9 protein-coding genes are annotated in these 14,445 nt (G+C 41.2%); 5 read left to right on the top strand and 4 right to left on the bottom strand.

Annotated features, from left to right (window positions below; genetic code table 11):
• Positions 1-296: 296 nt before the first annotated feature.
• From AC4PG5_RS01285 to cysK, 5 genes are all read left to right on the top strand, one after another.
• Positions 297-1,442, top strand: a complete 1,146-nt coding sequence (locus AC4PG5_RS01285) for an iron-containing alcohol dehydrogenase (RefSeq protein WP_492029691.1) — start codon at positions 297-299, stop codon at positions 1,440-1,442.
• Positions 1,443-1,535: 93 nt separating this feature from the next.
• Positions 1,536-4,688, top strand: coding sequence for a GH92 family glycosyl hydrolase (locus AC4PG5_RS01290; protein ID WP_492029692.1), 3,153 nt, complete (start codon positions 1,536-1,538; stop codon positions 4,686-4,688).
• Between the two features lie 8 nt (positions 4,689-4,696).
• A complete protein-coding gene (locus AC4PG5_RS01295) occupies positions 4,697-6,676 on the top strand; it encodes a beta-N-acetylhexosaminidase (protein WP_492029693.1) in 1,980 nt (659 codons plus the stop codon).
• Positions 6,677-6,915: 239 nt separating this feature from the next.
• A complete protein-coding gene (locus tag AC4PG5_RS01300) occupies positions 6,916-7,497 on the top strand; it encodes a DUF308 domain-containing protein (RefSeq protein WP_492030657.1) in 582 nt (193 codons plus the stop codon).
• A 135-nt stretch (positions 7,498-7,632) separates the two neighbouring features.
• On the top strand, positions 7,633-8,580 hold the full coding sequence (gene cysK, locus AC4PG5_RS01305; RefSeq protein WP_492029694.1) for a cysteine synthase A: 948 nt from the start codon (positions 7,633-7,635) through the stop codon (positions 8,578-8,580).
• A gap of 231 nt (positions 8,581-8,811) precedes the next feature.
• Here cysK and AC4PG5_RS01310 read toward each other — a convergent pair whose 3' ends face one another.
• The 4 genes from AC4PG5_RS01310 to AC4PG5_RS01325 all read right to left on the bottom strand — a co-directional run bounded on the left by AC4PG5_RS01310 (position 8,812) and on the right by AC4PG5_RS01325 (position 14,240).
• Positions 8,812-10,224 (bottom strand): ammonium transporter, encoded by a 1,413-nt coding sequence (locus AC4PG5_RS01310; RefSeq protein WP_492029695.1) that lies wholly within the window; start codon positions 10,222-10,224, stop codon positions 8,812-8,814.
• A 48-nt stretch (positions 10,225-10,272) separates the two neighbouring features.
• Positions 10,273-10,629: a P-II family nitrogen regulator gene (locus AC4PG5_RS01315; protein WP_492029696.1), complete on the bottom strand. Its 357-nt coding sequence runs from the start codon at positions 10,627-10,629 to the stop codon at positions 10,273-10,275.
• A gap of 312 nt (positions 10,630-10,941) precedes the next feature.
• On the bottom strand, positions 10,942-13,131 hold the full coding sequence (locus tag AC4PG5_RS01320) for a glutamine synthetase III family protein (protein WP_492029697.1): 2,190 nt from the start codon (positions 13,129-13,131) through the stop codon (positions 10,942-10,944).
• A 386-nt stretch (positions 13,132-13,517) separates the two neighbouring features.
• A complete protein-coding gene (locus tag AC4PG5_RS01325) occupies positions 13,518-14,240 on the bottom strand; it encodes a hypothetical protein (protein ID WP_492029698.1) in 723 nt (240 codons plus the stop codon).
• Between the last annotated feature and the right edge of the window lie 205 nt (positions 14,241-14,445).

A 14,445-nucleotide genomic window follows, 5' to 3' on the forward strand; every position in this document is an offset into this window, starting at 1 on the left:
ACAAATTATATGAGAAGAGCCTGGTCTAACCCGATCTTGGGGTAAAGATCAGGCTCTCTTTGTGATTGATGCAAAACTGTAAGTTACAAATTAGAGGTTACTCGTCTTAGTATTTTAATTTTAGTTCACCCTTTTGTTTTATCGTTTTTACTTGCGTGGATGGGAACTGCGTTTGTCTGTTTTCGCTTGATGTGATTGATTGATAGTTGTTTGTTTTGTTTTTTTAAGTATCAAGATGGTTCGTTTCTGTGAAATATTGGTTATATTTGGTAACTTTATTTTAGATGTTAACCAAAATGCAAAACTTTATTTTTCAGAATCCGACAAAGCTTATTATGGGGCGTGGAATGATCGCTCAATTAAGTGAAGAAATACCTGCCGACAAGCGTGTGATGATTACCTTTGGTGGTGGAAGTGTCAAACAAAATGGTGTTTACGATCAAGTCAAACTGGCTTTAAAGAACCATTTTACAGTAGAATTTTGGGGCATTGAACCCAATCCGTCTATAGAAACGCTGCGCAAGGCGATTGCTTTGGGGCGTGAACATAAAATCGATTATCTTTTGGCTGTGGGTGGTGGATCGGTTATTGATGGTACAAAACTGATCTCGGCAGGATTGCTTTATGATGGCGATGCTTGGGATTTGGTGGTATCTGGCGTACCTTGTTCGACCACTGTTCCTTTGGCTACTGTACTGACGTTGCCAGCTACCGGCTCGGAGATGAATCGTGGAGCAGTGATCTCTCGGTATGAAACTAAGGAGAAATTTGCTTTTTACTCTAATTATCCGGTTTTCTCAATCCTTGATCCCGAGGTGACGTTCTCTTTGCCACCTCATCAAGTTGCTTGTGGATTGGTCGACACGTTTGTACATGTGATGGAACAGTACCTTACAACAACTAATCAGAGTCGGTTGATGGATCGCTGGGCGGAGGGAATCTTACAAACAATTGTCGAGATTGCACCGAAAATCAAGGCCAATCAGAAGGATTATGATGTGATGGCCGATTTTATGTTGTCGGCAACGATGGCACTTAATGGTTTTGTGTCGATGGGAGTCAGTCAAGATTGGGCAACGCATATGATCGGACACGAGCTGACGGCTTTGCATGGCCTTACTCATGGGCATACTTTAGCCATTGTGTTTCCGGGAACTTGTCGCGTGTTGAGTGCTTCCAAAGGAGATAAATTACTACAATATGGCGAACGGGTATGGGGAATTGTTAAGGATTCCAGAGAAGCTCGGATTGAAGAAACCATTAACCGTACAGAGGAATTCTTCCGTCTGTTGGGTTTGACTACCCGTTTGCATGAAGAGAATATTGGAGAGGAAACAATTGCCGAAATTGAACGTCGGTTTAATGAACGCCATGTCGCTTTTGGAGAAAATGGAGAGGTGACGGGTACTGTGGCTCGACGTATCTTGGAGAGCGTTTTCTAAAAAACATCCTTTTATGATCAAATTCTTGCCTTCCTAATTAGGTGTTAGGTAGGCAAGAATTGTTGTATATGCATACTATTAAAATAAACAAAGATGAAAGGAAAAATATATTTGACGGCTTTGGCTTTCCTCTTGTCGGGCTATGCTATGCCCAAAGAAAAGCATCTTGTCTGGAGTGTAGGCCAAGATGATCGTTCAGCTGCCGAATTTGCTCTTGGCCCAAGCGATTACAACTCATTTTTAGCCAAAGATTTTGGTTATGAAGATCGGTACTATCTTGTTGGGCGTTCGATGACGAACGTCGACTTTCCTTATGTGCTGCCCGGTCCCGATGATACTTGGGGTGGTACTTGGGGAACATCCGGATGGCGTACACATGATGTGACTTTATTATTCGATTTGAAAGATAAACCTTCCGGAAAAGGATGGAAATTGGTGGTCGATTTACTCGATTCCAATCCCAATCGATCGGTTGTAAAGATAAAAGTGAACGGGGTAGATAAACGTTTTGAATTTAAAGGGACATCAAAAGAGGTGCTCGATGGAAAGATAAACGAAGCTAAAGAACGCTTATTAGAGTTCCCGTTGACTGCCGATGACTTGGAGAAAGAAGGGAACTCTGTCGTCATATCGGTGTTGGAAGGAGGATGGATTGTTTTCGATCAAGTTTGTTTGGAAGGGCCTAAACGTGCTGAATTGAAAGTCGATAAGGCCCCGATTTATGTGCGTGCGGTGAAACCTGCTGATTATGAATTGGAACGAGAGGGACAGAGGGTGCAGCCTTTATTGGTCGATGTGGAGCATTTAGAGGGCTCACCACATTTATCGGTTAAGGTGGATCGGAATTTAGTTTTCGAGACTTCATTGGATACAGCACGTTATCTGTTTGAAGTTCCGATGCCTGCAGTTACCCGCAAACGAGAAAGTTTATATGAGATTTTCGTTGACGGAAAGAAATTAACTGAAGGTCGCGTGGTGAGAATACCACAACCTCTACAGACTTTGGCCGATTATGTCGATACTCAGATGGGAACTGCTCATTCACGATGGATGATTGCTCCGGGGCCTTGGATGCCTTTTAGTATGGTTAAGTTAAGTCCGGATAATCAAAATACAGGTTGGCAATCGGGCTATCAACCGACTTTCGAAACGTTGGGATGCTTTAGTCATATTCATGAATGGACGATGGCCGGACTTGGAATGATGCCTACCAACGGAGAGCTGTTTACGAAAGTTGGCGATGAATTTAAACCTGATGAAGGATATCGTTCTCGAATAGATAAACGTTCGGAGGAGGCGCCTTTGGGATATTATAAGGTTTTTCTCACAGATACACGCATCTTGGCAGAAGTGACGGCAACCGAACGTGCCGGCTTTCAGCGTTATACGTTCCCTAGTGATCAAGACGGAAGAGTCATGATTGATTTGCATATTCCTTCCGAATATGATTACCTTTTGAAAGAGGTCGTTTTAAAACAAGTTAGTGATTATCGAATTGAAGGAATTAGTCATCAACTTTCTCCTCGTCCAACGGTTTGGAGTAATGACGCCGACCAAGAGTATACGGTGAATTTTGTATTGGAGTTTGATGCGCCGATTAAGAAAGTTGGCGGATGGAGTAATAATGAGGTGTTGACGACGTCGTCTATCAGTGGCAAAGATTTGAAAGATGCCGGTCTTTTTGTTGAGTTTGATACCAAAAAGCATCCGGTGGTTCAGGTGCGGAGCGGCCTTTCTTTGGTGAGTGTAGTCAATGCTGCCGAGAATCTCAAGAAAGAGATTAGTGATCCTTTTGGATGGGACTTTCAGGCTGTAGTCGATCATCAAAAGAAGGTGTGGAACGATTTATTGTCTCGTACGGTGATTACAACCGATGATCGGTTGGAAAAGGTGAGATTCTATACTAATGCTTATCGTGCACTTTGTCGTAATACGTGGAGTGATGTAAATGGTGAGTGGATGTCGCCCGATGAAAAGGTACAACGCTTTACCGATCCGAATCATTTGGCTCTGGGATGCGATGCCTTTTGGAATACCTTCTGGAATTTAAATCAATATTGGAATTTAGTGACTCCGGAATGGGCCTCTCGATGGGTTCATTCCCAGTTGGCATTGTATGATGCGAATGGCTGGTTAGCTAAGGGCCCTGCGGGAATGGAATATATCCCGGTGATGGTGGCTGAACATGAGATTCCACAGATCGTGTCGACCTACCAGATGGGCATCCGTGATTATGATGTGGAGAAAGCTTTTGAAGCAATGAAAAAGATGCAAACAACGCCTGCCACAGCCGTTGCCGGAGGGTTTGCCGGAAATCGAGATTTAACACCTTATTTGAAGTATCACTATGTGCCGATGGAAAAGGGACGGTTCTCCAACTCTTTGGAGTATGCTTTTGATGATTGGAGTGTGGGGCAGATGGCTAAGGCATTAGGTCGCTATAAAGATTATGAGGTGTATAGTACGCGAGGTGAATGGTGGAGAAATGTGATTAATCCGGAGAATGGGTATGCTCATCTAAAAGATACGACCGGTCGTTTCATTCCTAATTTTGACCCGTTCCATTCGGGTAATAATCACCATTACGTTGAAGGTAATGCTTGGCAATTGTCTTTCTTTGTTCCCCAAAATATGCCGGGCTTGATCGATGTGATTGGACGGAAGACATTTGTTGATCGTTTGGATTGGGGATTTACCGTGAGTGAACCTTGGCGGTTTAATGCACCTAACGACCAGTATTGGGATTATCCGGCGGTACAAGGTAATCAGCAATCGATGCATTTTGCTTTTCTATTCAATTGGGCAGGGCAACCTTGGTTAACTCAGAAGTGGAGTCGGTCGATCATGGACCGCTATTATGGATATGGCGTTGCTAACGCTTATCTGGGAGATGAAGATCAAGGGCAAATGAGTGCTTGGTTTGTGATGGCTGCTATGGGATTATTTCAGACGGATGGAGGTTGTCGGGTCGATCCGATTTATGAGATTGCTAGCCCTCTGTATGAAAAGATTGTTATTGATCTTGGAGAAAGATATAATCGTGGAAAGCAGTTTACGATCCAGGCGAAGAATGTCTCGCGTAAAAACAAATATGTTCAATCGGCCATATTAAATGGCAAACCTCTTAATCAGTTCTATTTTCCGGCATCCGAGTTGCTTAAGGGAGGGGAATTGATTTTAATGATGGGCGATCGGCCTAATTACTCTTGGGGAGTAGATGAAAAAGATATTAACACTATAAAATAGAATACATTATGAAACACGGCTATTATTTATTTCGTTTATTGGTCCTAGTTCTGGGACTTACTTTGTCCAGTTGGATCTCCATTCAGGCTTCTGTTCATCCTAAGCCTTTTGTTATTCCTGAGCTGAAAGAATGGAAAGGGATGGAAGGAGAATTATGCTTGACTCCTCAGACCCGTATCGTTTATTCGGCAAAACAACAGGGATTGCAACATGTAGCGCAACTTTTGGCAGAGGATGTAAAGACTATGTTTGGTTATGATCTTGAAGTGACGGATGGAAAAAGTCGTTTAGGGGATATCGTCCTGAAATTACAAGCTGATAAGAAGTTGGGGAAAGAGGGATATGCCATGAAGATTCGTTCCAAAGTGATATTGTCGGCACCGGAACCCTTAGGAGTCTATTGGGGCACACGTACTTTACTTCAGATTGCTGAGCAAAATGTAGAACGAAAGTTGCCTAAAGGAGACATACGTGACTTTCCTGATTACGCATTGCGCGGTTTTATGCTCGATTGTGGTCGTAAATTTATCCCTTTACATTTCTTAAAGAATTATGTTAAGATCATGTCTTACTATAAAATGAATGCGTTCCAGATTCATTTAAATGATAATGGGTTCAAAGCTTTCTTTGAGAATGATTGGAATAAGACTTATGCAGCTTTTCGTTTGGAGTCGTCAACTTTTCCGGGATTGGCAGCGGCCGATGGTTATTACACTAAACAAGAATTTATAGACTTACAAAAACTTGCTGAAGATCGATTTGTTGAAATCATTCCGGAGATTGATGCACCTGCTCACACACTCGCTTTTACTCACTATAAACCGGAGATCGGGAGCAAAGAGTATGGCATGGATCATTTAGACTTGTTTAATCCGGAGACTTATCGTTTTATGGATGCGCTTTGGAAGGAGTATTTGGAAGGTGATCATCCCGTATTTCGAGGTAAACGAGTGCATATCGGTACCGATGAATATTCGAATAAGAACAAAGAGGTGGTAGAGAAATTTAGAGCATTTACCGATCGATATATTCGTTATGTGGAGGGATTTGGCAAACAAGCTTGCTTATGGGGAGCGCTGACTCATGCTAAAGGGACGACCCCTGTGAAGTCGGAAGATGTGGTTATGGGAGCTTGGTATAACGGGTATGCCGAACCTAAAGAGATGGCGAAGCAAGGTTACCAATTGGTTAGCATTCCGGATGGCTTGTTATATATTGTTCCTGCTGCCGGTTATTACTATGACTATTTAAATACCAAGTTGCTCTATGAAACCTGGACGCCTGCCCATGTCGGTAAGGCGGTGTTTGACGAGAAAGATCCGGCCATTTTGGGAGGTATGTTTGCGGTATGGAACGATCATGTCGGCAATGGGATTTCGACAAAAGATATTCATCACAGGGCTTATCCTGCATTACAAACTTTGGCTACCAAAATGTGGAGTGGGGCGGAGGTCAGTCTTCCGTTCGATCTGTTCGATCGTTATAGAGAACAGCTGAGTGAGGCACCCGGTGTTAATGAATTAGGTCGCATCGGAAAGAAAGAAGGGCTGGTTTATGAACAAGAGACTGTTTCTCCTCATGATGTGATGCCGTATGCCGAAATTGGATATAATTATTCTGTTACATTCGATATTGAAGGAGCCGATGAGCAATTTGGTACAGAGTTGTTTCGATCGAATGACGCCGTTTTCTATTTGTCCGATCCGATTAAAGGATTGGTTGGCTTTGCTCGTGATGGATACCTATTTACCTTCAATTATCGGATAAGAGCAGGAGAGAAGATCAATCTTGGAATTAGTGGAGATCATCGTGGCACAAGATTATTGGTCAATGGAAAAGTTGTTGATGAACTAAACATCCGTAAGTTATACTTCAATGAAGGAAAAGATAAAATGAACGAAGTGCGTACATTGGTCTTTCCTTTGACTAAAGCGGGATCATTCATGAGTAAAATCACTCATCTTGAGCTATATTGGAAAGCTAAATGATAGGAGGTGGATTAGATTTCAGATGAATGGATCGTATCATCGCTCTTTCGATGGTTCGGCATGCTAATTATATTATTCGGCTTTAATATTCTTGTTTTAAAATAAAAGTTATTGCAGCCGATGACCTAGATGATATAAGATAAGTACCCGATTAAGAACATTTTACAAATGTTCGTTGTTTATTTATAATATGTTTTGAGTATTAATTCTTCATTGGAAGATCAAAAATAAATGAGATGATGAAAAGAGTCAATTATTCATTAATGCGTTCATTATTCGCTTTTATGGTTGGATTGGTATTGGTGTGGCGACCTGATATTGCTGCTAAATATATAGTTATAGTCATAGGCCTTGGCTTTTTCATTCCAGGCTTTATTAATATTGTGAATTGTTGGTTGAAACGTAAAAAAACAACGACAACTTGTCGTTTTCCCATCGAAGGAATGGGGTCGACCTTGTTTGGTTTATGGTTAATTATTATGCCTGATTTTTTTGCCGATGTGTTGCTTTTCTTATTGGGACTCACCTTAGTTATTGGTGGAGTGCAACAAATAGCATCTCTGACGGTCGCTAAATCGTGGATTCCTATTCCGCCTTTATTTTACTTTTTCCCAGTTATCATTTTGGTAATTGGTATTATTGCGTTGTTTAACCCAACCGGAGTACGTAATACCGCATTTATGATTATGGGAGTAGCAGGTATGGCTTATGGAATAGTAGAGTTTATTAATTGGTTCCGTTTCATGCGCCATCGCCCCTTAAGAAAAGAATTAGATGATTCTGACGATGTGGAATCTAATGATCAGTCTGTGACTCCTTAAACATCTTTGTGTGATAATTGAGGTATGAATATTTTCCTTCTGTGGTATGAAATTACCATATTCGTGTTATTTATTGAGCTTTCAATTGATTTTAACTTTGCATTATTGAAAAAGTTTAAGAATTATTGAATGAATATGGAAAGAATAGCAAGAAAAATCACTGATTTAGTGGGAAATACTCCATTGATGGAGTTAACAGCATATGAAGATTATAAGAAGTTAGGTAGCCGTTTGCTGGCTAAACTTGAATATTTCAATCCGGCAGGAAGTGTTAAAGATAGAGTGGCGCTGGCTATGGTCGAGGATGCGGAAGCTCAAGGATTGTTGAAGCCTGGGGCTACCATCATTGAACCGACTAGTGGAAATACAGGCATTGGCTTAGCTTTTGTGTCAGCTTCCAAAGGCTATCGTTTGATCTTAACGATGCCCGATACGATGAGCATGGAGCGTCGAGGACTTTTAAAAGCGTTAGGTGCAGATTTGGTTCTGACCCCAGGAGCAAATGGCATGAAGGGAGCGATTGCTAAAGCTGAAGAGTTGTTAAGCGTGACTCCCAATGCCGTAATCTTACATCAGTTCGATAACCCTGCAAACCCGATGATGCATTTTCGCACAACCGGTCAGGAGATCTGGAGAGATACCGATGGGAAGGTGGATATTTTCGTGGCTGGTGTAGGTACGGGAGGAACCATCAGTGGAGTTGGAAAGGCTTTGAAGGCTCATAACGATGGGGTACAAGTTGTGGCGGTTGAACCGACAGATTCTCCGGTTTTATCCGGTGGGAATCCCGGAGCACATAAAATACAAGGTATTGGTGCCGGCTTTGTGCCGAGTATTTACGACTCGGAGGTTGTGGATGCGATTATTCAGGTTGGAAACGATGAGGCCATTCGTACTAGTCGAGAGCTTGCTCAACATGAAGGCTTGATTGTCGGCATTTCGTCGGGAGCCGCTGTTTATGCAGCAACACAACTTGCTCTATTGCCTGAGAATGCTAATAAGACGATTGTTGTATTGCTCCCTGATACGGGCGAACGTTATCTTTCGACGTTGTTGTATGCATTTGAAGAGTATCCGTTATGAGATAGAATAAAATAATAAGGTTTAAGATTTTGTTTGAGGAAGGATAACACTTTTAATTTGAGACTTAAGCTTTTTATCGGTAATTAAAAGAGGCCTATCAGACTCGATTTTCGAGTTCGATAGGCCTCTTTATGGTGGTATACTATACTTTGGCTTTGTTCTTTTTAGCCTAATGATTTAGAATTCTGCAGGATAATATAACATATTTCGAAGATGTTATTCTGAGGATGTTTAGTTATAAGCCGACTCTCCGTGTTCATAGATATCGAGTCCTTCTTCTTCAATACGTGGTGCTACACGCAATCCATGAGCTTTTCTTAAGATGGTGAACACTACAAATCCGCAACCTGCAGCCCAAAGGCCTATCACGGCAGCCCCAAAACCCTGTGCAAGTAAGAGCGAAGCATCGTGTCCATAAAGTAAACCTTGCTTGGTTGAAAAGACTCCGACTAATATCGTTCCTAATGTACCGGATACTCCGTGTACCGAAGAGGCTCCAACAGGGTCGTCAATGTGTAAACGTTTGTCTATAACTTCAACCGCTAAGATCATGACTATTCCGCAAATGGCACCGATACTTGCGGCTCCAATCGGAGAAATGCAGTCGCATCCGGCAGTGACGCCGACTAGTCCGGCTAATATGCCGTTTAGGGTGAGTGATAAGGATGGCTTTCCGAACTGAATCCAACTAAATGCTAAGGTGAAAAGGCCACCGGCACAGGCTCCTAAGTTGGTGTTTAGAAAAACTTTTGAGAGTATCATGGCATCTGACGATGTAGCTGCCGCTAATTGTGAGCCGGGATTAAAACCGAACCATCCGAACCATAATATAAAGACCCCTAAGGCGGCCATGGTTAAACTGTGCCCGGGGATGGCTTTCGATGATTTATCTTTTCCGTATTTTCCAATGCGTGGTCCTATGATCGCAGCGCCGACTAAAGCAATCCACCCACCAACGGAGTGAACGACTGTAGAACCTGCAAAATCGTGAAAAGTGGTTCCAAAGGTGGTCATCATAAACGACCCTGCATGACTATCCATTAACCAGCCGCCTCCCCAGGTCCAATGCCCCGATACCGGATAAATGAGTACACTGATACAGATGGTATAAATGAGGTACATCGAGAACTTTGTTCGTTCGGCCATCGCTCCGGATACAATTGTTGCTGTTGTTGCACAGAACATTGTTTGGAAGAGGAGAAAACTCTCAACAGGGATATTCGGTGATTCGAAAAAGGAAAGATCGAACCAATGAGGGGTTCCCACGAACTGTCCGATGCCGAACATCAATCCGAATCCGACAAACCAATAGAGTAATGAACCAAACATGAAATCAATGAAGTTTTTCATCAAAATGTTTGTTGTGTTTTTAGTTCGGGTGAATCCGGCTTCGACCAAAGCGAACCCCGGTTGCATAAAAAAGACAAGCATTGAGGCTATGAGTACCCATACCGTATTTAATCCGAAAGTTAGATCGGATAGATTTTGAGCGACGGAGGTCGATGCGGAATTTGCGGCTTGTATGGTAGAAAGTGAATCTGTTGGAAGTGAATTTTGTGCCTGTAGCATGGGGGTAAATAGTAGAAGTAATGTGATGAGAGCTATCCTTGTGTCTCTTAGTTTTCTGATGATTGCAGTGTGCATAATTTATGAATTTTATGATTATACTTATACCTATTATAAATCTTATGGTTATTCTTCTTTCTCTGCGTTATATAAAGCGACATCACCTCTTTCACCTGTACGTATCCGAATGGCGTCTTCAACAGGGATGACGAAGATACGTCCGTCTCCGATCTCGCCTGTTTGTGCGGCTTTAATGATCGATTGCACGGTTCGTTCAGTGTTCTTATCGCGCACAACGATCGATACCAGTGTGCGCTCTATGGAGCTGGTATCATAGACTACGCCTCTATAAATGCGACCTTGGCGAGATTTTCCAACTCCTCTTACATCATAGTAAGAGAACCATTCAATGTTTGCTTCAAGAAGAGCTTCTTTAACTTCTTCAAACTTTGTTTTTCTAATGATTGCTTCAATTTTCTTCATATCGTTGATAAATTAATGATATCCATTGGTTTATAATTTCTTTTTGATTCCATATTTCTATTTATTGTGTTATTATGATTTTTATGTTGGCAAATATAAATCAAAATGATTTAATAATAAAACTTTTGCTTTTCTTTTTGATATTATTTTGTGGATTTATCTGTCTCGTTGCAATTTGATTTCATTAAGAGCTGACATTTGATCTATATCGACTTAATTGGGGGAGGTCTAAAAAGAGAAGAGGCTGCCTTGAGTTTTTACACTCAAAGTAGCCTCTTTATAGAATTTATTGAAAACCTGCAGGGAAAATACTTATCTAATGAAAAGTAGTTCTCTATATTTAGGTAATGTCCACATCTGATTATCGACAATCAGTTCCAGCTTATCAATATGGTAACGGATCTCCTCTAGTGCAGGAGCGATCGTATCATGGTAAGCAATCGCTTTTTCTCGTTCAGACTCTAATTTGTTAGCGACCTTACGATCTTCGATCATAGCATCAACATGTTCTTTAATGAATGCAGTGCGATCGGCAATCTCTTCAATCAGTTCTAGATTTTTAGCAGATAATCTTTCAGCTTTATCTGCCGGGAAAAGACTTTGCATTTTATAGACATTGTTGATCAAGTTCGTTTGATATTGAGTTGCCACAGGAATGATATGATTCATGGCTAGATCCCCTAATACACGAGCTTCAATTTGAATCTTTTTAGTGTAAGTTTCCCATTTCACTTCATTACGAGCTTCTAGTTCTTTTTGACTCATGACGCCTGTCGATTCGAACATCGCAATGGTCTCAGGTTTCAAATAGTTGTCGAAGATGAGCGGAACAGAAGTCTCGCAATCTAAGCCGCGTCGTTCTGCTTCAATTTTCCATTCTTCGCTGTAACCATTACCGTCGAAATGAATCGGCTTGCACGTTTTGATATAGCGACGAATCACTTCTAAGATAGCGGAAATCTTCGGTTCTCCTTTTTCAATCAGTGCATCCACGTCTTTCTTGAATTGAGTCAACTGCTCTGCTAATGCCGCATTCAGAGAAATCATCGCTGATGCACAGTTGGCTTCCGAACCGACTGCACGGAACTCGAAACGGTTGCCGGTAAAGGCAAATGGAGACGTACGGTTACGATCGGTATTGTCGATCAGAAGTTCCGGAATTTGTGGTATATCAAGTTTCATGCCTTGTTTGCCCACTAAATTGATCAAATCATCTTTAGTGCTACTTTCAATGTGAGAAAGAACTTGAGTCAGTTGCTTTCCTAAGAATGATGAGATGATGGCAGGAGGAGCTTCGTTGGCACCTAAACGATGAGCATTGGTCGCACTGGCGATCGATGCTTTTAGTAAACCATTGTGTTTGTATACCGCCATTAATGTATTCACAACGAAGGTCACAAATCGTAGATTCTCTTCAGGTGTCTTGCCTGGAGCGAGAAGCATAATGCCTGTATCGGTTCCTAACGACCAGTTGTTGTGCTTTCCTGATCCATTCACTCCTTTGAAAGGCTTTTCATGAAGAAGAACGCGGAAACCATGTCGGCGTGAGATTTTACGCATCAGTGACATGATCAACAAGTTGTGATCGTTTGCCAGATTACATTCTTCATAGATTGGAGCTAGCTCAAACTGGTTTGGAGCCACCTCATTATGTCTGGTTTTTACCGGTATACCTAATTTTAAGGCCTCTACTTCAAGGTCTTTCATGAATGCCGCCACACGAGTAGGGATAGCACCAAAATAGTGGTCTTCCAACTGTTGGTTTTTCGCGCTATCGTGTCCCATCAAGGTACGGCCTGTTAACAATAGGTCCGGACGAGCAGCATATAAACCTTCATCAACCAAGAAATATTCCTGTTCCCAACCTAAGAAAGTCGTCACCTTTTTAACTTCAGGATTAAAATAGCGACAAGCTGCTGTAGCTGCTTTGTCCACCGCTCTTAATGCCTTTAATAATGGGGCTTTATAGTCGAGCGCTTCTCCTGTATAGGCAATAAACACAGTCGGGATGCAAAGGGTATCATCTACAAGAAAAGCGGGAGATGAAGGATCCCATGCACTATATCCGCGTGCTTCAAATGTATTTCTAATTCCACCATTAGGGAAAGAGGAAGCGTCAGGTTCTTGCTGTACAAGTAGTTTTCCGCTAAATTCTTCCATCATACCACCTTTGCCATCATGCTCTACAAAAGCATCATGTTTCTCGGCTGTTCCTTCTGTTAATGGTGCAAACCAGTGAGTATAATGCGTTGCTCCCATTTCCACGGCCCATTTTTTCATTCCCGCGGCAACGTCGTTTGCTATGCTGCGATCAAGAGGGGCACCATTGTCAATGGCGTCAATAATAGTGTTATATACCTTGCTTGGAAGGTATTTAAACATCTTTTCTTTGTTGAATACATACTTAGCATAGTATTCAGAAGGGCGCTCCTTTGGAATGGATACCTCAACAGCTTTCTTCTTGAAAGCGGTTTCTACGACTCTAAATCTTAATTCTGACATAATACTTGGTTTGATTTTATATAAGGGTCTATTTATTTCTTTAGTATACAATAAACATCTGTTTTTGTTTTATTGTTTGGTTTTCAATGCCTTATAACTAATATTGCTTCCTAAGGATTGGTTTGCCAAAATGACATTTAAATTATGTTTAAATATTCATTTGTTTTATTTATTGCACAAATATATATCTTTTTGTTTTAATTCAAAGAAAAAACAATTTCTTTTTTCTATTTTTTTAGGAAAAAAAGAATAAGAGAATAATTGAATGCTTATGAACTGATTAATAATGACTCTCTTTTTATATAATATATAAATAAAACGTCAGGGTTTCTTTCAAATAGAAAGAAGCCCTGACGGAGATTATATAGACTATACCTTACGGCCGATTAAAAACTTAACCCAAATGTAACATAGGTGTTTTGCATTGCGGGGTTTACGGTGATTTTGCTAAAGACCGGTAGAGAAAAAGAAGAAGTCATTTTGATCTCTTTTTCTGCTTTAAGACTAATGTCGGTTACTGCAAACCGATTGGTCGACTCATTATAGTAGTCTGTTCCCCAGGGTACTACTCCAACTTCTGCTAGGAAACTGATGTCGCCAATAGAAAAAGGTGAAGCGAGTGAGCAGTAAGAAGAATAAGCTCTTTTCCCTTCTTGTGTTACACCGTCGGCTCCTGCAAAATTGGTATACCAGTTTATGGCTAGATAACCAAAATTATAACCGATTTGTGCTTCGAGAAGATGAGCGTTTTGTACTTCTTTGAAATAGGGATGATACATCGGACTGCCGTTCTCGTCTAGTTCCCGATCTAACCAATAATCGGTAACGGAGATGCTGAATCGGTCATTGTCATAGCCCAAGGTGAAATCAATTTCCTTGGTATCTTCTTTGTTGATTCCTGTTGATCCAAACGCGCTTATAAATAGATTCTTGTATGATAAAGATAGAGTCGGTTGTATGCTCACATGACCTAGATCTTGTCCACGCCAAATATACGAACTAACCAAGTCGACTCCGATATTGGCTTCCACTTTATCTTGCGCTTTAAGGGTCATAGGGAAGAGACATAGGCCTAGTAATACAATTCCTGAAAACTTACTTTTGATCATACGTTTAAATTTTAATGATGATGATTAATTTAATATCTCACGTCTCGTGTCTCAAAGTATTTTTATAATTTATTATCCCCTTATTTATCATGTAAATAAGGGGATAACTATATCATTCTAGAATTTTCTTTATCGAGAAGGCTCTGTAATGAAGAAAATCTCGATTAAAAAGGTTGCTTTTCTAAAAAGGAACGGTCACCAGTTC

The organism is Bacteroides sp. QWL-09, from assembly GCF_058683585.1.